The organism is Chitinophagales bacterium (genome assembly GCA_041392475.1).
Classification (GTDB): Bacteria; Bacteroidota; Bacteroidia; order Chitinophagales; family UBA2359; genus JAUHXA01.
Window position 1 is genome coordinate 1,881,623 of the sequence record JAWKLZ010000001.1, and the last position, 20,079, is coordinate 1,901,701.

General features: G+C 38.8%; 15 protein-coding genes. 10 read left to right on the top strand and 5 right to left on the bottom strand.

Translation table 11 applies throughout. The features are described from left to right. The first annotated feature begins 130 nt into the window (after positions 1-130). A complete protein-coding gene (locus R3E32_06810; GenBank protein ID MEZ4884436.1) occupies positions 131-823 on the top strand; it encodes a hypothetical protein in 693 nt (230 codons plus the stop codon). 393 nt (positions 824-1,216) lie between these two features. On the opposite strand, the gene R3E32_06815 is transcribed toward R3E32_06810, so the two are convergent. Further along, positions 1,217-1,786 carry a DUF6580 family putative transport protein gene (locus tag R3E32_06815; protein ID MEZ4884437.1) on the bottom strand — a complete coding sequence of 190 codons (570 nt, stop codon included), beginning with the start codon at positions 1,784-1,786 and terminating at the stop codon, positions 1,217-1,219. Positions 1,787-1,850: 64 nt separating this feature from the next. After that, positions 1,851-5,099, bottom strand: a complete 3,249-nt coding sequence (locus tag R3E32_06820) for a UvrD-helicase domain-containing protein (protein MEZ4884438.1) — start codon at positions 5,097-5,099, stop codon at positions 1,851-1,853. Between the two features lie 119 nt (positions 5,100-5,218). Between R3E32_06820 and R3E32_06825 the strand changes: the two genes are divergently transcribed. The 4 genes from R3E32_06825 to R3E32_06840 all read left to right on the top strand — a co-directional run bounded on the left by R3E32_06825 (position 5,219) and on the right by R3E32_06840 (position 11,499). After that, positions 5,219-6,598: a DUF4856 domain-containing protein gene (locus R3E32_06825; GenBank protein MEZ4884439.1), complete on the top strand. Its 1,380-nt coding sequence runs from the start codon at positions 5,219-5,221 to the stop codon at positions 6,596-6,598. 123 nt (positions 6,599-6,721) lie between these two features. Further along, on the top strand, positions 6,722-8,053 hold the full coding sequence (locus tag R3E32_06830) for a carboxypeptidase-like regulatory domain-containing protein (GenBank protein ID MEZ4884440.1): 1,332 nt from the start codon (positions 6,722-6,724) through the stop codon (positions 8,051-8,053). Beyond that, on the top strand, positions 8,043-8,930 hold the full coding sequence (locus R3E32_06835) for a hypothetical protein (GenBank protein MEZ4884441.1): 888 nt from the start codon (positions 8,043-8,045) through the stop codon (positions 8,928-8,930). Before R3E32_06830 ends, R3E32_06835 begins: the two co-directional genes overlap by 11 nt. A 142-nt stretch (positions 8,931-9,072) precedes the next feature. After that, complete coding sequence (locus R3E32_06840) at positions 9,073-11,499, top strand: endonuclease MutS2 (GenBank protein ID MEZ4884442.1); 2,427 nt, start codon at positions 9,073-9,075, stop codon at positions 11,497-11,499. On the opposite strand, the gene R3E32_06845 is transcribed toward R3E32_06840, so the two are convergent. Continuing rightward, a complete protein-coding gene (locus R3E32_06845; protein ID MEZ4884443.1) occupies positions 11,469-12,095 on the bottom strand; it encodes a class II aldolase/adducin family protein in 627 nt (208 codons plus the stop codon). The two genes, R3E32_06840 and R3E32_06845, sit on opposite strands and share 31 nt — an antisense overlap. Before the next feature lie 268 nt (positions 12,096-12,363). Beyond that, positions 12,364-13,845 carry a PAS domain S-box protein gene (locus R3E32_06850; GenBank protein ID MEZ4884444.1) on the bottom strand — a complete coding sequence of 494 codons (1,482 nt, stop codon included), beginning with the start codon at positions 13,843-13,845 and terminating at the stop codon, positions 12,364-12,366. Between the two features lie 465 nt (positions 13,846-14,310). Between R3E32_06850 and R3E32_06855 the strand changes: the two genes are divergently transcribed. The 5 genes from R3E32_06855 to R3E32_06875 all read left to right on the top strand — a co-directional run bounded on the left by R3E32_06855 (position 14,311) and on the right by R3E32_06875 (position 19,432). Further along, complete coding sequence (locus R3E32_06855) at positions 14,311-15,102, top strand: hypothetical protein (protein ID MEZ4884445.1); 792 nt, start codon at positions 14,311-14,313, stop codon at positions 15,100-15,102. 144 nt (positions 15,103-15,246) lie between these two features. Beyond that, on the top strand, positions 15,247-15,921 hold the full coding sequence (locus R3E32_06860) for a vWA domain-containing protein (protein ID MEZ4884446.1): 675 nt from the start codon (positions 15,247-15,249) through the stop codon (positions 15,919-15,921). 10 nt (positions 15,922-15,931) lie between these two features. Then, positions 15,932-16,645, top strand: coding sequence for a protein phosphatase 2C domain-containing protein (locus R3E32_06865; GenBank protein ID MEZ4884447.1), 714 nt, complete (start codon positions 15,932-15,934; stop codon positions 16,643-16,645). A 20-nt stretch (positions 16,646-16,665) separates the two neighbouring features. Then, positions 16,666-18,393, top strand: a complete 1,728-nt coding sequence (locus R3E32_06870) for a hypothetical protein (protein ID MEZ4884448.1) — start codon at positions 16,666-16,668, stop codon at positions 18,391-18,393. A gap of 118 nt (positions 18,394-18,511) precedes the next feature. Next, positions 18,512-19,432: a bifunctional riboflavin kinase/FAD synthetase gene (locus R3E32_06875; protein ID MEZ4884449.1), complete on the top strand. Its 921-nt coding sequence runs from the start codon at positions 18,512-18,514 to the stop codon at positions 19,430-19,432. Between the two features lie 205 nt (positions 19,433-19,637). Here the strand turns inward: R3E32_06875 and arr are convergent, their stop codons facing one another. Beyond that, positions 19,638-20,075 (bottom strand): NAD(+)--rifampin ADP-ribosyltransferase, encoded by a 438-nt coding sequence (arr, locus tag R3E32_06880; protein ID MEZ4884450.1) that lies wholly within the window; start codon positions 20,073-20,075, stop codon positions 19,638-19,640. Positions 20,076-20,079 lie beyond the last annotated feature (4 nt).

A 20,079-nucleotide genomic window follows, 5' to 3' on the forward strand; every position in this document is an offset into this window, starting at 1 on the left:
AGAATCTACCTTTTGCCGAAAGTACAAAAGTTACGAACACTTCTGATTCGAGTTATACGGTCCAGAATTTATTAGTCCATTGATTGAGAAGTTCGATAATCTGCTTTTAATCAGTAGAGTGCGCTATGGAATGAAAGTGTATAAACCTTACTGTGGTGAACAAAAAAAGGGCGGACGCAAGAAAACTTATGAAGATGAGCCTTATTATTTACAAACCGAGCGTGTGCGTAAATTTAAGCATCGCAAAACCAAGCAATATTTTAGTAAAGCCCAACGCCCCATTTTTGATTTAGCTACTGATGATGAAGTAGAATATGAAACCACTTTAGCAAAAGGACGCAAAATCCTCGTTCAAATTTATCGTTGGAATGATGTGCTTTTGCGTGGTAAAAATAGCTATAAAATGGAGGATAAGCCATTTGATTTGGCGTGTATTCGATTCATAGACAAAGAAACGGGAGCTTGTTTATTCAAGCGAGATATGTTTGTGGGTGTATGGGGCAAAAATCGCAGAACGCACACCACACTCGAAATTCAAACGGACTACAAACATCGCTATGATATTGAGGTTCATAATCGTTTCAGTAAACAGCAATTCTTAGCCGACAAATACCAAACATCTAATGTAGAGGCTTTGGATGCTTGGTTATGGACAGTACAGCTGACTTATTGGCTTTTGTACTTTGCATCCACAGAAACCGAAGTTTGTGTCAATCCATGGGAAGAATATCTGCCTGAAGTAAAAAGAGCCTCAACAGAACAAACAGAGAAAGTCAGTTGCAATGACCCGAAAAGGAGCAAAAAGACTTTTTTCTACTTTTGATATTCGACCCTTCAAACCTCAAGAGTCTAAAATGGAAAGGGGCGTAAGAAATAACCGTCTTAAAGCAGAAACCGAAGCAGAAACCAAAGAAAAAACTCAAAAATGAACAAAATTACAAGCAAAATATTGAACAAATCAAGTGATAATATAAGAAAATATTATTATGTTTTTAGCTCAACCGAAGGTTGAATGGGATTCTTTTGTCCAAAGTCTAATAGTATAAAGTATTACGTAAAAATACAAATTTTTTGTTATCTTGTTCAGTGCTGAGATTCTAAAAATCATTATTTTATCAGGTATATATACTAATTTTTCGTTGGCATCAAAGACAAAAAAGCGAATGATTTGCTATCATTCGCTTTTTTCGTGTCTTCTAATCCAATAATATTCACATCAACTAACTTGTTTCTGCAAATAAGGTAATTGATACTTCAAAGCTTCAAAACCACCGAACAAGACAGCGGAGTAAAACAAATTACCCACAACGGTATTGCCAAAGAAAGGAATACCAGCCGCAAAAGCCGCCATCAAGCCACCCAAATCCATTGAATACATTGCGCCACTAGCCCATACACCAAAATTGGAAAACACAAAAAATACTATTGAAGCCACCAAACTACTGCCCAAAACCGTGGTTATAGATACTTTTTTCAGAAAAAATCTACCAAGTACAACAATCAAAGCCATTGCCACACAACTCCACATCAAATCTGTACTAAACCACGAAAAAGATTCAAAATATTCGGCATAGACCACATTATTCAGCACCAAATCACTTACCCAAAATGCCAAAATAGGCACTAAAAAAGCCAGATATTTGCGAGAAAAATAGGCTGCTCCAAAAAGTGCCATGCTCCCAATAGGGGTAAAATTAGGAGGGTGAGGAAGTAGGCGGCTCAAAGCTGCCAAAAGTACGAAAGCACTCAACACAAACCATTTTTGTTGTCTTGCTTTTTTATCCATGATAGTAGATTTTTTTGATTGATGAATACACAAAATTACTAAAAATAAGCCAAAAACCTATCTTTTAATTCACTACCACAATCTCCATTTTATCGCCCACATACAACAAGTATTTCTCCACAACGTGATAACCCATACCCTGCAAAATCTGAGCATAGCGGTTCACCTGTTTTTTGTGTTTGGCTTCCATCTGTCCCGTTTTGTAGTCAATCACGATTACCTCATTGCCTTTCGCCAACACACGGTCAGGAATGTAAATTTGACGGTTTCGGAGCAAACGACGCTCTGCCAAAACCTCCCATTCGTTTGAAAACCAACTTTGTACTTTTCTATTTTGAAAAGCCATTCCGATGCGTTCTCGAATCGTTGACAAGTCGTTGGCCTGCAAAATCCCTTGAATTTGCAGTTGACGCATCACTTTCTCCAAATCATTGGCAAAGACCATTTTCTCCAAAACACTATGGATTTTCTGACCCATTTTGATGGCATCTGATTTTTCGTTGTCAAATAGCAAGAAAAAACGGTCAGAATCTGAGCGAATAGTGATTTTGTCTTGGTAATCATTGCAGAGATAAGTCGTCAAAATATCCACCTGATTGGTTTCTTCTTTCTTTTCATCCATCTCTACGGTACTTTCTTCGAGAGAATCTGGAAAAAGAAAGGAATTGGTAGCACCGTCAAAATGGTCATTGTATTCAAAACCTTCACTTTGCAGAGTCATGGACAACAATTGATACACGCTACTCAAACTTCCACCTCTTTTTACCTCTTTGGTGAAAATATACAACCGTTCGACGGGTCGGGTAAACGCCACATACAGCACATTGAGGTTGTCAATGTAGGTAAGTAACAACTCTTTTTCATAGTCTTCTTTGAAGTAAGAATCCTGCAATTTGTTGCTGAATTTCAAAGGCAAAGGACCCATTTCGTCAAAAGGTGCTTGGTCGCTTGCTGTCCAGATAATGGAATTCATTTTGGGTGTCAAAGACCAATCACAATAAGGCATCAACACAATCGGAAACTCCAAACCTTTGGCCTTGTGAATGGTGATAATGGTGATTGCATCCTCGCCTTTCGGTACAATAATCGAAGTCTTATCACTATCCTCATGGTCGTTCCACCAATTCAAAAAATGATTCACATCCGCACTTTTGGTACTGTTGTGTTCCAACACCAAGTCCTGAAAACGTTGGATATAGGCATCTGCTTTGTCGTTGAGGTGCAAAACTTCAATGAGTAACTCGATGAGTTCATACAGCGGTTTTTTCACCAAATCTGCAATATCTTTGTGGAAACGAGGAGGCAGCAATTGCCGAAAAAGACTTTCCATCTCCTTCTCTTTGTCATCTTCCGAAGCTTTGATTTGATGGTCTGTATAAATACTGTGGTCAATTTCGTGGGCTTTTCCCTTCACTTGTAACCAATGCACCAAAATTTCGGTTTTGGCAATCACGTTTCTGTGGTCGCTCAAATAGCGCAAAATGCTGATTAGCAACATCACTTTAGGTGAATTTTTCAACAACAAAGACTCCGAAGAAATCACCTTGATATTTGCCGCCGCTAATACTTCTGCAATATCGCTGCCCTCCAAGTTGGTTCGCACCAAAATAGCAATGTTCTTCAATGGTTTACCTTCCTCTTGCAGTTCTGCAATGGTGTCCAACATGCGCTCATTCGCCTCCTCTTTCCAACCATCAGAAGGCAAAAATTCTACTTTGACCAAACCTCCTTCTTCGTGCTGAATGTCCTGTTTGACGGTGGCATAAGCTTCAGATAGTTGACGTGCTTCGGGAATACTCATCGTAGCGGTAAACACTTCAACGGCTGCTGCAAAAAAAGCATTGTTAAACGCTACTACATGCTTGTGACTGCGCCAATTATGTGACAGATTCTGAATAGAATTATCTTCAATAAATGCCCCCAAGGCTTCTTTGATACCCGACATTAAAAGTTTCATATTGCCGCCTCGCCAACGGTAGATACTCTGTTTGATATCACCGACTGCCAACGAAAAATTGCCATCAGAAAGTGAGTTGATGACCAAAGGCTTGATATTTGCCCACTGATAGTCAGAGGTATCTTGAAATTCATCAATCAAAATATGCTTGAAAACCACACCCGCTTTTTCAAACACAAAAGGCGTATCATCATCCGAAATAGCAGCATTCAACAAATTGTTGGTATCCGAAATCAACATCATATTGTTGTCCGTCCGATAGTCTCTAAGTTTATCTTTGAGATCGTTCAAAATACCATAAACGTAAATATTCTTCAATACCTCACTTGCCGAATTGTACATCGTCAAGTTTTTGTCATGGTAATCAATGGCTTCCACCAAAATATCCTGTAAACTGCTATTCACCGCTTGGTCAATAATGGCTTTTTTTGCAGCCGTTTTGTTAGACCACAAATCTGTATTTCCTTGATAGATCTTTTCTATAGTTGCCCCCCTTTTGTACTCTCCTTTTTGGATATTCTCAAAGAAATTGGCAGTTCCTGCTTTGAAATCATTCATTTTTAGACCATATCCTTCAATAATATCCATAGCTTCCTTACCCCAATCCTGCAATTTTTGCTCAAAACCCCTTTTGATTTCCCAAAGTTGATTGATGATTTTCTTCAACCTTTTATAGCGCAACTCTCGAATATTTTTAGAGTTTTTTACATTTTTATTGGCGTTTTCATTCTGTATATTCTCTTCATTATCATTCTTCAAGTCTTCTATCATCAACAACTCCCAAACCTCCTCTTTAAAAATCTCATTTCCCAATTCTCGAATATTTCGCTCAATGTTCCAGCCTTTGTCTTCTTCAATTTGGGAAAAAGCAAAATCTTCGAGCCAATTGGTCAGACCGTCAATTTCACCAATATCAAGCATGAGGTGTGCCGTGATTTGATCCAATACAAAAGTCCTATCCATTTCGACTTCATACCGAAGCGGTAGTTTCAGTTCTTTTGCAAAAACCCGCAAAACCCTTTGGAAAAAACTATCTATCGTACTGACATTGAATTCGGAATAGCTATGAAGGATGTTTTGGAGGGCAATTTGAGCATTTTTAGGAATGTCGGAAGGGTTGATTTTTGGATTTTCTTTGGCCAATTGTTTTGCCAATCCCTCAAATTTTTCGTCTGCTAATAAAGAAAGAGCTTGAATGATGCGCCCCTTCATTTCATCGGTAGCTTTGTTGGTGAAGGTAATCGCCAAAATATTTCTAAATTCGTAGGGGCGACGAATCAGCAAACTGACATATTCTTTAACAAGGGTATAGGTTTTACCTGAACCTGCCGATGATTTATAGATGATTAAGGGCATTGAGAATTCGTTAAAATGAAAACCAAAAGTAAAACAATAAATTGATTCTCACATTCAATTCGTTTTCAAAATATCAATTTGTTTTATCTTTGAATAAAAATTTGTTTATTTTTCATCATATGATTAGATATCGATTTTCGAGTTTATTACCGCTTCTACTGTTTGGCATTTTGATGGTATTTTTTTTCAACTCATGTGTCAAGGAGGACGGCTGCACCAATGTCACTGCACTCAATTACGACCCTGCTGCCGACCAAGATGATGGCTCTTGCCTTTATAGTCTTGCGATTCCTATGATATATGAATTTGAGCGAGGAAGTAGCGAAGGAGTCATATTTGAAGGTGGAATAGGCAACACTGTTTTTTATGAAGTGGCCAGCATCAGGCATTTGTTAATCAACGATTTGGATATCATTATTGAAGGACTGGGTAATTCGGAGGCAGTAAGCATTGAAGTAAATGAATTGCTAGATTATTACAATACAAAGGGACTGCAAAATTCGATTTTGACTCCTATCAATGGCTTTTTACCTCTCCAAAATACCTTTGTAGAAATTTCTACTAGTACAAACTTGGCAGACAACATCAACAACGATTTTGGAGCGGCGGATTCGGTAGTGAATTGGCTGAATACCATTGCAGTTAATTCGCAAGATTTGTCCAAACTTGGCACAAATGCGGTTTTTACACAAAAGGATGGCTTGGACTTGAAGGAATTGCTGAACAAAACGCTATTGGGATCAGTGTTATACAACAATGCTGTAAAACAGATAGCCGCTTCAATCAATTCAAGCAGCAGTGAATTGGTTGGCAACACCAACTATACTGCCAGAGAACATGCATGGGATTTGGTGATGGGGTATTTTGGAGCAGCTCGCAATTATTCGCTTTGCAGTGATGCAGAATTGGCAAGTAGTAGTTTTGATGGTAAAGAAATTGCGGATGAAGAAGGGAATGTAGATGGTTTTTTGGATTGGACTTCGGAGTATTCTTTTGCTTTTTCAAAAATGGCTGCTGAGCGAGATTTGAGTGTGCCAGACAGGAATTTTACTGCACAAATTTTTTCCCTGTTGCTGGAGGGCAGAACGGCGATTACCAACAAAAACAAGGTTGAATCAGATTTGACATTTGAAGTAGCAGCCGATAGTTTAGAATCAGTTTTGGAGCAATTGGTTGCTGCCAATTTGGTGCATTATGTGAATGTGACTTTGCAGGAAATGGATAAATTGGGTACTGCAAATCAAAATATTATAGCCTTGAGTAGAGAATGGTCTGCAATGCTTGGATTTGCTCAGATGTTGTGGTATCGCAATACTTCGGGGGATCCGCCTTTGACAAGTGAAACCCTGCAAACAATTTTGACTTCAATAGGCGATGCGCCTAATTATGCCATTGCAGGAAGTGGTGAACAGGCGGCTTATGTTTCAGATTTAGAGCAGGTGAAAAGCTTGCTGCAAAGTGTCTATGGTTTTTCAGCTATTGAAGTAGAGAACTGGTAAGCCTTGTCAAATATAACATATTGATGAAAAATGGCTTGAATATTTATATTTCTCTATTTATCGTTTACTTTTCATCAAAATTGGTATAATTGTTGCCTCTAAAAAAGGTTAAAACTTTACCCAGTGAGATACATCTTCTTTTTTCTTTTCTTCTTTTTCATGGCCGCTTCTGTTTATGCCCAAGAAGAATTGGTCATTACAGGATTGGTATTAAATACCAAAACTTCCGAGCCGATTCCTTTTGCAAATATAGGAATCAAAGGAACAGCTATTGGCACAGTCTCTAATAATCAAGGATCTTACGAATTACATTTGAATAAACGGTATTCGATTGGAGATTCATTGGTAGTTTCTTGTATTGGTCATGCGTCATACAGTATTGCCCTTTCGAGCATCAGACGACCAAAAGAACACATTATTTATATGCGTCCCAAAGCATATCTACTTAGCTCTGTCACTGTACGCCCACAAGAATTATCTGCCGAACAAATCATGGAGCTTGCTATTCGGCGCATTTCTATCAATTATGTGAACAAACCCTATCTTTTGGATGGTTTTTATAGAGAATACTTCAAAGAAAACGGACATTATGCTGCTTTTGCAGAATCAGAAGTAAGCATTTACGATGCCGAAAACTACAATTTTCAAGACATCAAAGAACGAGAAACCATCAAAATCAATCAGTTGAGGGTAAGTGATATTTACAATCAGGGAGATTATGTGTTGTATATTGATTTACACTATGCACTGCGTGGCAATGTGATGCGAAACGTAGCTTATTGGAAAAAATACATCAACCGTGCAAAATATGAACTGGAATCGCTGACAATGGATAGTATCAGTTACTATGGCAATGACTTTGTATATTGCATTAGTTATGAGATGTATAGCAAACGGAAAGGAAGTTACGATGGACGTTTTTATGTGCGTACCCGTGATTTCGCCATTTTGCGTGCCGAAATCAATGCACACAATAGGCTGAGAGGCAAACAGATGAATGGTTTACCTCAAAAATCCAGAACAGTGATGACCTACAAAGACCACAAAGGGAAATTGTATTTGAGTTATATCAATGCGAGCCACGATGTTACCTACAAATCAAAAAAAGAGGATTATGACTTGCTTTTTTACTCCGAGTTGTTGGTAAATAATATTCAAACAGATAACTTTAAGCCGATTTTGGAGAGCGAGGCAATGGAAAGTAAAAGCATTTTTTACCAACCCCGCTACCGCACTTATGATGAAGATTATTGGAAAACCTACCATCTTTTTGAAAACTCAGAGGCAAATGATAGCATCATTTCCGACCTCGAACGCTATCGCCCGCTCGAAAAACAGTACATGACCAATGGCAAAATGAAGATAAAACCTCATGAAGCTACTACGCAATACGAAATTCCTGTCAATGATAGAACTTATGGCATACGAAGACGGTTAAATACGAATGAACGCTAAAATAGAGTTTCGCAAAGCCCGCACCTTCACAGAAGTCATCAGCATTTCGGCTGTTTTTGTGCGAAAAAACTTTACAGGTTTGTTCAAATCGGTCATGCTCATTGCTCTGCCTTTTATGTTGATTGCTTTGGCAATCAATGTACTACTTACTGTTGCCATTTTCCCAAGTAATTTATCCAATAATTTGTTGCTACAAAGTATAGATAGAACTGCCAATTTTGTTTTTTTGATTTTCGTATATCTGGTTCTATTTGGACTTTCGGTAATGGTCTTTTTTGGAGTGGTGTATTCCTATATTTTGCTCTATATTCGATATCCTGATGCCAGCAAAATCACTGTAAGGGCTGTTTATAGAAAGGTTTTTCACGATATATGGTTGTATGCTGTTACAACCATCATGTTGGTAGTGATCATGATAGTCTTGTATTTTTGCTCTATCCTGCTCGGAACAATTCATTTTTTGATGGGAGGAATTGCTTTTTGCAGTTTGATTTATATGAGTGTAAGTTTATCTTTCATTTTCATGGTTCGTTTGGTGGAAAGACGTGGGTTCATAGGAGGATTCTACCGCAGTTTGTATCTGATTCGAGAATATTGGTGGCAGACATTTTCGATTTATATGGTTACTTCTTTCATCTCCTTTTCACTTATCAGCCTACCAGGTTTTTTCCTTGCTTTTTCCATTCAGTTTATTTCCCTCTTTGATTCAGGTATTTACATTTATGCCATTGTCATGCAAACCATTTTTTTTGCCTTTTACTTCTTCATTTTCGCCACCAATCTAATCGTTACTGCATTTCAGTATTTTGCTTTGGTCGAAAGAAAAGAAGGAATTGGATTGATCCAACGCATAGAACGGATTGGAGCCGAATTTTAATCTGAATTATTTGGAACTATCCCACCATTCCTTTTGTTTCCATTTTCGCCAATAATCAACAAGGATGTTTTGATTTTCACTTTCATTTCAATTTTCATTCATTCTTAGGTACTTTTGCAGTAGATAAACACAAACCGAACAGATGTCGCAGGAAAACAGAAGACGTAGCACCCCCACACGATTATATCCCAGAGAATTATATACCAAATTAGAGTTTGACAAAGTATTAGAATTGCTGACCGAAAAATGTTACAGTCCACTCGGCAAACAGTTGGTACAGAAAATTCGCATACAAAACGATGCCGAGAGAATCGAACGTTTACTTGCTCAGGTCTCGGATTTCAAACAACTCTTGATGGTAGAGGAAAAACCTTTTCCCTCACACAACTACCTCGACCTCAAAAAGGAAATAGACCTATTGAGGATCAACAACTCTGTATTGAATGAAGAACAACTGTTTCGCATCTTCAAAGTGCTGCAAACCGTGTTTGAAATATCACTCTATTTTGGCAGAGAAGGTGACGAAAAACGAGAGCGTTACCCCTCTTTGATGGCTATTCTGCAAGATCTCAATTTTCAGAAAGACCTACTGCATCAAATCAAAAACATCATTGATGAAAATGGCAAAATTCGCACCGATGCGTCCAAAGAATTACTCAACATTCGACGAGCCATTGATTCACAATATAGCGATTTGCAGAAAAAATTCAATGCGGTCATCAACGAATACAAAAAGAATAATTGGCTGGCTGACACAATTGAGAGTGTAAGAAATGGACGCAGGGTATTGGCTGTCAAAGCAGAACACAAACGTAAATTTAGAGGTATTGTTCACGATGAATCCAGCACGGGAAGCATTAGTTACATCGAACCCGATACTACACTTCAAATCAGTAATGCAATTGTAGAGCTACAACAAGCCGAAAAACGAGAAATTTACCGTATCCTTCAAGAACTGACCGAATTTATCCGTACCCACACTGAAGACCTCGAACACCACCAAAAACTGCTCGGAGTCTTAGACTTCATTAGGGCAAAGGGGCAATTGGCATGGGACATGAACGCCCATCAACCCCAAATTTCCAATACCAAAACCATTGAAATTTACAATGCCCGCCACCCGCTACTGTACCTCAAAAACAAAGTGGCCAAAAAAGAAACAGTTCCATTGAATTTTGAACTCTCATTGGCAAATCGAATCTTGGTAGTCAGTGGTCCTAATGCAGGAGGTAAGTCGGTGATGCTCAAAACCGTTGGTTTACTTCAATTAATGCTCCAAGCGGGAATGTTGGTGCCAACCAATGACCATTCGGTGATGACCATTTTCCGCAATATTTTTGTGGACATTGGCGATGAACAATCCATCGAAAACGACCTAAGTACCTACAGTTCCCGCCTCAGAAATATGCGTTTTTTTGTAGATCATGCCGATGCAAAAACCCTGTTGTTGATTGACGAATTTGGCTCGGGAACAGATCCTGCTTTGGGAGGAGCGATTGCAGAAACGATTTTGGAGCGACTGAACAAAAAGTTTTGTTACGGAATTATTACCACCCATTATTCCAATTTGAAGGTATTTGCCACAGATACGGATGGGATAGTGAATGGCGCAATGGCCTTTGACTACCGCACCCTCTCTCCTCTTTACAAATTGGAAATGGGCAAGCCAGGGAGTTCTTTTGCATTTGAGTTGGCCCAAAAAAGCGGCTTGAAAAAAGATATTATCGAAGAAGCCAAACGGAGGGTCGATGCGGAATACAAAGAGTTTGACGAATTGCTATCGAGAATGAGAAAAGAGAAACAAGAGATTGTGGAAAAGGAAAGGGCTTTGGCTGCAAAAAATGCTCAAATGGACATCATTTTGGCGGATTATGCCAAATTGAAGGAAGGTTTAGAGAAACAAAAGAAGGAGATTATTCTGGAAACAAAAGAAAAGGCATTGACCTTTTTGCAGGAAGCCAACCGCCGTTTTGAGAACAAGGTGAAAACGTGGAATGAAAATAAAGAAGACAAACAACTGATTAGCAAGATCAAACAGGATATTGAAAAAGACAAAGAAAAACTAAACAAACACGTCGAGATTCTCAAAGACAAACTCTATTACCGAGATACGGACAAACCAATTGTAGTGGGTTCGTATGTGCGATTGAGAGATGGAAAAGAGATTGGGGAAGTAACTGAACTACGAAAAAATGCGGCAATTGTGCAGTTTGACCTACTAAAAACCCATGTCAAACGCAAACAACTCATTGTAGTTGAACCTGTAGAAACCAAAGAGGAAAAGAAAGCTGTTTCTTATTACAGTTCGCCACAAGCCAAAAGTGAATTTGATACGAACATTGATGTGCGAGGAATGAGGCGAGAGGAAGCTTTGAGTGTTGTAGAAAGTCTTATTGACCAAGCCCTTGTGTACAGTGTCGATGAACTCAAAATCATTCATGGCATTGGTGATGGGATTCTCAGAAAGGCAATTAGACGAATGTTGAAGACTTACAAGCAGGTATTAGAAGTGCGAGACGAAGAACCACAATATGGCGGTCAAGGGGTAAGTATTGTGGCATTGCAGTAAAAAACATTCGCCGCTTGCTTCAAGTCTTTTCCAAAAGCAATCAAACCGTTTTCATGTCCTGCCATTGCCACGATTTTTGTTTGAGCCAAATCCGTTTCAAGATGTAGCCGCTGGATTTCAAAAGCCATTTCGGGAGTACCATAAGGAATATTTGCGGATATTGTTGGCACTTTGTGAAGGAGTTGAAGCCACATTTCTTTGCAGTGAATATGGATGACAGATTGATAATCATCGTTCAATTCATAAATTGCAGCATGGGTAAGCGATTCGGAAGAAGCCTTGGTTGAACCTTCGCACCAGAGTTCATTGGCTGCAATGTTGTAATCTTTCACCAAAGCATAATTTTGAAGTGTCAGTTCGGAAAGATGACCTGTTTGTGTGCCACTGATTAGAAACCTGCCTGATTTGGAAGGAGTACGCATACTGATATTTCCAAATCCTACCTTCAATTTGGAATCATAACCTATCCAATTTCGAAGATACATTTCTGTTCTCCAATAATTGAGCACAGCGACTTCATTGCAGAAAGAAGCAGGTGTAGCAGTAGGCTGCCAATGAATCTGATACTTGATATAACCTTCGTCTATAGGAGTCATTTTTTAAAGTTCAAATTAGAAAAACAAATTCAAACTCAAAAATACCTATTTCTTATCTGCAAAACCTACATTCAATTGTGTCATTGTTCAGTTGTACCATCAACGAAATCTGCCTAATCAATTTGGACTTTGGACAAAAGAAGTAAATGTTTGTTTATGAGTAAATTGCATTTTCAATGCAATTTTACTTAATCCCGTTGCTGTCAATGATTTAAAACTTTTTATCTTATGTCTTTCATCCAAAGTCTAAAATCAATAAAATCTGCAATCAAAGAATGGGCAAGGTAAAATAAACTGTCAATCCTTCGCTATCATCTGAGGCAAGCCAAATATGTCCGTTGTGCTTCTCCACAATTCTGCGGCAAATCGACAGACCAACCCCCGTTCCACTCTTCACATTTTTCGGAGGCTCAAGTTGATTGAAGATTCGAAATACTTTTTCTCTATAATCAGGTTCAATCCCAATACCCTGATCCTTCACCGAAATCGTCCAAAACTTTTCGCCTTTTTCTACTCCAATATGAATATTTGGGCTGTTATCGCCACAATATTGAATGGCATTCCGAATCAAATTGGTGAACAAATGCGTCAATTCATAAGTATCTCCCATCACATCAGGAAGCGTTCGGTGAGTAATAACGGTTTCACTCTTTCTTATTTGGTTACTTAATTCTTGAACGCTGGCATCAAAAATTCGCTCCAAAGAAGTGACTGTAAATGGTTGGTGGCGAAGACTCAAACTGGAATAAGAAGACAAATCCTGCAATAATTCATCCATTCTGTTCACTCCATCTACCACATAATCAATAAATTCACAAGCATCATTGTCCAGCTTATTGCGATACCGCCTATCCAGAAGTTGAATAAAACCCCCAATACGGCGAAGAGGTTCTTTTAGGTAGTGCGAAGTAAGGTAGTTAAATTCTTCTAATTCCCTGTTACGACGCTCCAAAGCACGGGCATACTCTTCAATTTGTTTTTCTTTTAGTTTGCGAGCACTAATATTGTGTGCAAACAAACAGATATATTCTTTGCCTTCTAAGGCAGTATAGTTAGCAGCCACCTCAAAAGGAATTGTTTTGTTATTTTTGTTTTTTATGTGTAGTTCAAAAATATTGGTACCATTTTGTTTGATCTCTTTCCAAAGTTGTACCCAGTCTCTAATTTGCATGGAAGGAGCAAGTGAAGAAGCATTCGTTAAATACAACTCTAAGGTACTGTAACCTGTAGATTGACAAGCTTTTTCATTGGCATACAATATATTACCTTTTTTATCGAGCCAAAATACAGACTCCTTCGCATATTCTACCGAAAACTGCTGGAGCAACAATCTCTCTTCTTCAAGTTTATGGTAATCAGCATCCGAAAACACAATCACCACCGAACTCGTTGTGCCACTGTTCAAAGGTTTTACAGTAATCAAGGCAGGAAAAACCGACCCATCACTCCTCTGGCAAAGAATTTCGAGCTCACATTCGGGAACCAATCCACTAAAACAAGTAGCTAATTTTTCGACAAATAACTGTAAGTGTTCTTTAAAAATTAATCGTTTGATGTTTTTATCAATTAGATCATTCGGCTGATAGCCAAATATTTGTTGAGCGTAGTTATTGGTAAAAGTTATTTCATACTGGCTATTCATGATGATCATTGCATCAGAAATAGGTAGAAGATAGGTACTAAATTCATTGTAAGCGGTAGGTATGGGATGACCAGTAGTCGTATCTTTTTTACCATAAATTTCGAACATAATTCAATAGGCTTGAAGGTTTGAATGGGTAATTTTTACATTTATATTATACTGATTTTGTCATAAGCTTGTTGCTAATTTTAACAGGCAGATTCGAATTTAGTAAAGATTTAAAGAGTTTTTTTCTGTAATTAATTGGTTATGTTTTATTTATGCCTTTTGAGCAAGCCTACATAGACTTCAATAAAAAAAATCTCGCCTTGATAGGTACAACTAAACAGAAAATTCAAAAATTTCCCCACTTGATTGAAGGAATCAAAATACGAAGTAGGCAAAGTATTATTTACAAAATCTTTTTTTGAATCAACTCCCTAAAAAACAAAGTAAAATAACTCATAAATAAAAAAATATTAAAAGTGTCAATTTTACACGAACTATTTGTGTATAACTCACGTTAAGGATAGTGTAATTATTACAATAAGATATTTACAACAACATTACCTAATTTTTCAAAACAATATCAAAATGAAAAATAAAAATGCTTTATTAATTATTGATTCTCAATATGATTTTTGTCACCCCAATGGCGCATTGTACGTCAATAATGCAGACCAAGACATGATTCGTCTCCGCAAATTCATCGAGAAAAACCAACAATTCATAGACCATATTTGCGTCACCTTAGACTCACATCCCGTCAATGACATCTCACATCCTTCCTTTTGGATGGACAAAAACGGCAAATTCCCTGCCCCCTTCACCCAAATCACCCTCAATGAAATCAACGAAGGCAAATGGACACCCCGTTTTTCACCTCAAATGGCCATCAAATATGTGGCAGATTTGGAGGCCCAAGGGGAATTTCCGCACTTTATATGGCCCGAACACTGCTTGATTGGCTCAAAAGGAGCAGCACTTCATGACGAATTGATGCAAGCTTTGGTCACATGGACACGCTCAGGCAAATGGTACCAAGCCGTCACCAAAGGAACTTATCCATTGACCGAACACTTCGGAATTTTTATGGCACAAGTTCCCGTAGCCGATCGCCCCGAAACCCAACTCAACCAAACACTTATCCGAACTTTGGAACAGTTCCAAACCGTTTATTTAGTAGGTGAAGCCAAGTCACATTGTGTAGCTACAAGCCTCAAACAAGCCATGAAATACGCCCCTAATTTGGCGAGTAAAATAGTAGTCTTGGAGGATGTAATGTCTGACGTTCAAGGCTTAGGACACCTCGGCGACCCCATTTACCAAGAAGCCAAAAAACAAGGTATTCAGTTTGCAAAAACAACAGATATAGTGCTTGATTGAGGTTAGTCATTGGTGATTGGATTTTAGTAGATATTGAGAGTTCAACTACAAAAACCAGAAACCATTAGTCTCAAAACACCAAAACACCAACACACCAACACACCAACACATCAACACATCAACACATCAAAATAAAATAAAATCATGCAAAACTTTCAAGATATAGATTTCAATCTCAGTTTCAACAACTTCAATCCCGATGACATCCAAACCGATGAAACCATCAATGCCGTCTTTGTAGTCGATGTTTCACCGTCCATACACACCTACGTCAAAGACCTCAACCACGCCTTCAATGATTTTGTGGCATCCATGCAGCAATCCCATGTAGCCGATCATTTGCTCGTGTCCGTCATCGAATTCAACGAAAAAGTCATGGTCAGAACAGGTTTTCAGCCCATTCTGCAAGTACCCAATATACAGTTCAAACCTTGCGGAGGAGGAACGGCCTTATACGATGCCACTTTGCAGGGATTGAAGCAAGCAGTCGACTACCGCAGCAACCTCGAAGCATCAGGCGTAACGACCAAAACACTGCTCTTTGTCATTACCGACGGAGAAGACAACAGTTCTCAAAATCAAGCGAGTAGAGTCAAAACCGAACTCAACAAGATTTTGGCAAACGAGCAGAATGTATTTTCCTTCACCACCATTTTGTTTGGAGTCGGTCATTCGTCGAGCTTCGGAAAAGCCCAACAAGAAATGGGACTGCAACACTTGGCAAAAGTGGGAACATCGGGCGCAGAAATCAAAAAAATGATAGGTTTCATCAGCCAATCCATTTCGAGTGCTTCAAGTGGACAGAATATTGTATTTTAAAAAGAAACCAATGCAAATCTACACAACCCTTCAAAGAGGACACCAACACAAACATTTTTGTGAAGACTTTCTGCTGCAAACTTCAATAGGTCAAGAGTGGCAAATTGCAGTTGTAGCAGATGGTTGTTCTGGTGGAAAAGACTCACATTTTGCTTCAACGCTTACCTGCAAACTCATGCGAAAAGTAGCTGCAAAAGAGGAGTTTACCACAAAAAACTGCAATGCCAAAACTTTGGGAATAACGCTATTTCTTCAATTTATCACCCAGTTGAAGCAAACCCAAGAACAACTGCAATTAGACACCAATGAACTCTTATCAACACTTTTGCTAATGGTTTGTAACAAAAATCAAGCATGGATAAGTGTGTTAGGAGATGGAGTGATTGCAATAAACGGAAACATCCACATCGTTGACCAAAACAACACGCCTGATTACCCCGCTTACCACCTACAAGACGACAAACAAACCCTTCAAAACTACCTGACGAAGAACAGCTTTGAAGTAGAAAATCCACAAGAATTGGCGATTGCAACGGATGGAATTTTGAGCTTTGCAAGCCCCCAACCTACTGCAAAAAAGGAAGATAATTGGATAAACAACTTCCTGCTTATTGACACCCGATTTGCCCAACACCCAACGATGCTCAACCGCAAATGCAATATTTTACGCACACAATACCAATTGGTCAATATGGATGATTTGGCGATAGTGAGGTATATATGAAGCACAAAAAATCAAAAACAATGAAAGCAATAACCCAAAACAACACCCAAATCACCCTCACCGACCAAAACGAAATCCATCGAGGTGGAGAAGGGCGCATTTTGCTCATTCCCGAACTACAAAACCAAGTAGCCAAGGTTTACCACAACCCCAATACTACCATTACTTTGCAGCAAATACAAGAATTGCAGGTATTGGACAGCCGATATTTTGTAAAACCCTTGCAGTTGATTTACAATGCTTCAAAAACACAAACAATCGGCTTTACGATGGATTACCTCGGCAAAGATTTTTTCCCCTTAGCCTCTCTTTTCAGTGCGCCCTTTTGCCAAAGGAAACAAATAGGTGAAACCGAAAAATGGACAATATCCATGCAGATACAAACGGCAATGACACAGGCACATACACACAAAATAGTGATTGGAGATTTGAGTGGTTTGAATATTTTGGTGAACGACAAGGGAGTCGTGAAATTCATTGATACCGATGCCTACCAAACCCCAACTCAACCACATTCAGGCATTTTGTACGATGAAATACGAGACCATTATTACCAAGGTAGGATATCACAAGACAGTGATTATTTTGCTTTTGCGGTAATCGTCTTTCAACTTTTGGCCTACATACACCCCTTCAAAGGCATTCACCAAACCTACAAAAATCTGGCAGAGCGCATGATACGCCAAATTCCCGTTTTTGCAAGCGACCTACAACTAAAAACGCCGAAATGTTACCGTCCGATTACAAATCCGATTTTACAACAACAATTTGAAGCCATTTTTATGAACGGACACCGTGCCCCCCTGCAATTGTCGAAAACCACTCCAACGGTTCAGCAACAATCGCCCACATTGAAACCCATCATTGTCAAAAAAGGCAGCTTAAAGGTCAACGCTTTTTACCAATTGGAGCAAAGTGAAAGCATCATTGAAGTAGTAGCCCTACAAAATCGCTTGTTGTTGAAAACCAACCAACAATACCTCATTTTTGAAGTCAGCAGTCAGGGATATGCTTCTTTGCAGCACCGATTTGACAGCAGCGATTTTGAAGAAATATTTGTTGGCAATCAACAAATATTGGCTAAAAAGCAGCACCAGTTATTGGTTTTAGAAACCCAACAAAAGCAGTTTCGTTTGCTTCAAAATCTGACTTTTTCGCCTAAAAGCCGATGGGTACAATTCCATGATTTATTAGCAATTGTGGAAGATGATTACCTCAAAACGGTGTATTTGGATGAAGTCAATCAATCTTTTATTCGAGTCGAACAAACGCCTGTTTTTGGGCAAAGTATGCACACACACCATCAAGCTTTGTGGCAGTTGGTTGGCGGCAAAACCTACACTTTTTACCATTCTGGCAAAAACCTCTCAACTGTCTTGTTGGATGCACCTATTAAATCAGTGCAAATATTTGGAAATCATGGAATAATGACGTGTCAGCAGCAAATTGCAGGAAAAAAAGAAACAACTTTGCAGCACCAATATTTCAGCATCCAAAACCTTCAATGTCAATTGAGCAATCAGTTTTTACTCCAACCCAAAACCGTCGCCTACAAAGTTTTGCAGGCAGGGCATGGTTTGATTTTTGAAGCATCGGACGACAAAATGTTGATTCGCCGAACCCAAGATTTTGCGGTTTTGCAGGAATTGGATTGCCCTATCTTAGCGGATGATACACAGTTGTTTCACACCAATGCAGGGATTGTAGCCATTGCAGAAAATGGGCTTGTTTTGTTGAACAATGGGTGAAAGTGTGTTGGGGTGTTGAACCATTCAACCATCAAACCATTCCACAATTCCAAATTTTCACATTACCTTTGATTTTCTCCGAGTTCTCGGAGCAGGCTATTCTAATTTTCATTCCTCTATGCGTGTTTTTCGAAATTTAAACAATTTACCGACCTTCAAAAATGCCGTTATCACCATTGGCACATACGATGGCGTTCACATTGGACATCAATCTATTTTGAAGCGAATCAATGATTTAGCTAAAGATATTGGAGGTGAAAGTATTTTGGTTACCTTTCATCCACATCCTCGAATGATTGTGAACGACAAGAAAGTAGAGCTGCTTTCTACTTTAGAAGAAAAGTGTGATTTGTTGGCAAATTATGAGGTCGACAATGTGGTAGTCGTGCCTTTTACCCGCAATTTCTCGCAGCAAAGTCCACAGGAATACATTGAAGATTTTTTGGTCAAAAATTTTCAGCCCAAAAAGATTGTCATTGGCTACAACCACCGATTCGGCAAAAACCGAGCAGGAGACCTTCAACTTTTGCGGCAAATGGGCGAGGTGCTTCATTTTGAAGTAGAAGAAATATCGAAGCAGTTGGTCGAGGACAATTCGGTCAGCTCTACCAAAATCAGAGATGCACTGGAAAAAGGCGATGTCGAAACGGCGGTCTATCTTTTAGGGCATCCCTATTTACTAGAAGGTATCGTGGTAAAAGGCAATCAGTTGGGGCGAAAAATCGGGTTTCCAACTGCCAACCTTTCTGTCGATAGCGAGTACAAACTGATTCCCGAAAATGGCGTGTATGCAGTAAAGGTAAAGGTTCGAGATACGTGGCACAAAGGAATGTTAAACATTGGTTTGCGCCCTACGGTTGCAGGTGATTCCAAAACGATTGAAGTCAATATCTTTGACTTCAATGAAGACATTTATGGTGAAATGATTGTGCTGGATTTTCAACATCGAATCCGTGCTGAACAGAAATTTGTGAACTTGGATGCACTGATTCGGCAATTGAAAAAGGATAAGGGATTGGCTTTTAGATTGATGTCTTGAGATTTTATGCTTTTTATGGCGATTTTTCGCTAAAAATTAAATCTCATTCATAGCCTGTATTTGACTTATGCCTATAAAAATATCTGCCTGTATAAATTTCTTAACTTATAAAAAACCTAACTGCAAGTCTCGTATCTCTTGACCTTCAAGTAAATCATGATGTATGGTGTGTGTGCAGTTAATTTTAATTTTAGTTTAGTGATAATCAATCCTCTATTGCCTCAATGCCTTGTTCTTTAAGTTTTGCCAATCCGTCCTTCATTGCTTTCACTTGTTCTGATGAGTGTCCTTGCCAAATGGTAATCTCCCCAACAATCTTAAATGGATGTTTTGAGCGGTAAGACATTGTTGGGTTACCAGGAAATTTTTTGTCCGTTAAATTAGGGTCATTCTCAATTAAACCTGTTGGCTCTACCAAATAAATTCTTTCATGTCCTTCGCCCAAAGCAAGTTCAGCACCCCAAATAGCGGTATCCAGTGTGGCTGTTAAATATATATATTTTGCCTTATTATTTTGTCCAAAGTTTGAGTTAAGACCAATTTCAATTGAGTCACCAATCTTTAGGTCAGCCTTTGTACCGTGGAAGAACGTTTGGGCAAAAGGCGTTGGCCTACACTCATCTCTATTTTTTTCCATTACCATTATT

Coding starts and splice junctions, on each gene's coding strand:
- R3E32_06810 (MEZ4884436.1), top strand. CDS start 131: ATGAAAGTGTATAAACCTTACTGTGGTGAACAAAAAAAGGGCGGACGC.
- R3E32_06815 (MEZ4884437.1), bottom strand. CDS start 1,786: ATGGATAAAAAAGCAAGACAACAAAAATGGTTTGTGTTGAGTGCTTTC.
- R3E32_06820 (MEZ4884438.1), bottom strand. CDS start 5,099: ATGCCCTTAATCATCTATAAATCATCGGCAGGTTCAGGTAAAACCTAT.
- R3E32_06825 (MEZ4884439.1), top strand. CDS start 5,219: ATGATTAGATATCGATTTTCGAGTTTATTACCGCTTCTACTGTTTGGC.
- R3E32_06835 (MEZ4884441.1), top strand. CDS start 8,043: ATGAACGCTAAAATAGAGTTTCGCAAAGCCCGCACCTTCACAGAAGTC.
- R3E32_06840 (MEZ4884442.1), top strand. CDS start 9,073: ATGTCGCAGGAAAACAGAAGACGTAGCACCCCCACACGATTATATCCC.
- R3E32_06845 (MEZ4884443.1), bottom strand. CDS start 12,095: ATGACTCCTATAGACGAAGGTTATATCAAGTATCAGATTCATTGGCAG.
- R3E32_06850 (MEZ4884444.1), bottom strand. CDS start 13,845: ATGTTCGAAATTTATGGTAAAAAAGATACGACTACTGGTCATCCCATA.
- R3E32_06855 (MEZ4884445.1), top strand. CDS start 14,311: ATGAAAAATAAAAATGCTTTATTAATTATTGATTCTCAATATGATTTT.
- R3E32_06860 (MEZ4884446.1), top strand. CDS start 15,247: ATGCAAAACTTTCAAGATATAGATTTCAATCTCAGTTTCAACAACTTC.
- R3E32_06865 (MEZ4884447.1), top strand. CDS start 15,932: ATGCAAATCTACACAACCCTTCAAAGAGGACACCAACACAAACATTTT.
- R3E32_06870 (MEZ4884448.1), top strand. CDS start 16,666: ATGAAAGCAATAACCCAAAACAACACCCAAATCACCCTCACCGACCAA.
- R3E32_06875 (MEZ4884449.1), top strand. CDS start 18,512: ATGCGTGTTTTTCGAAATTTAAACAATTTACCGACCTTCAAAAATGCC.
- arr (MEZ4884450.1), bottom strand. CDS start 20,075: ATGGTAATGGAAAAAAATAGAGATGAGTGTAGGCCAACGCCTTTTGCC.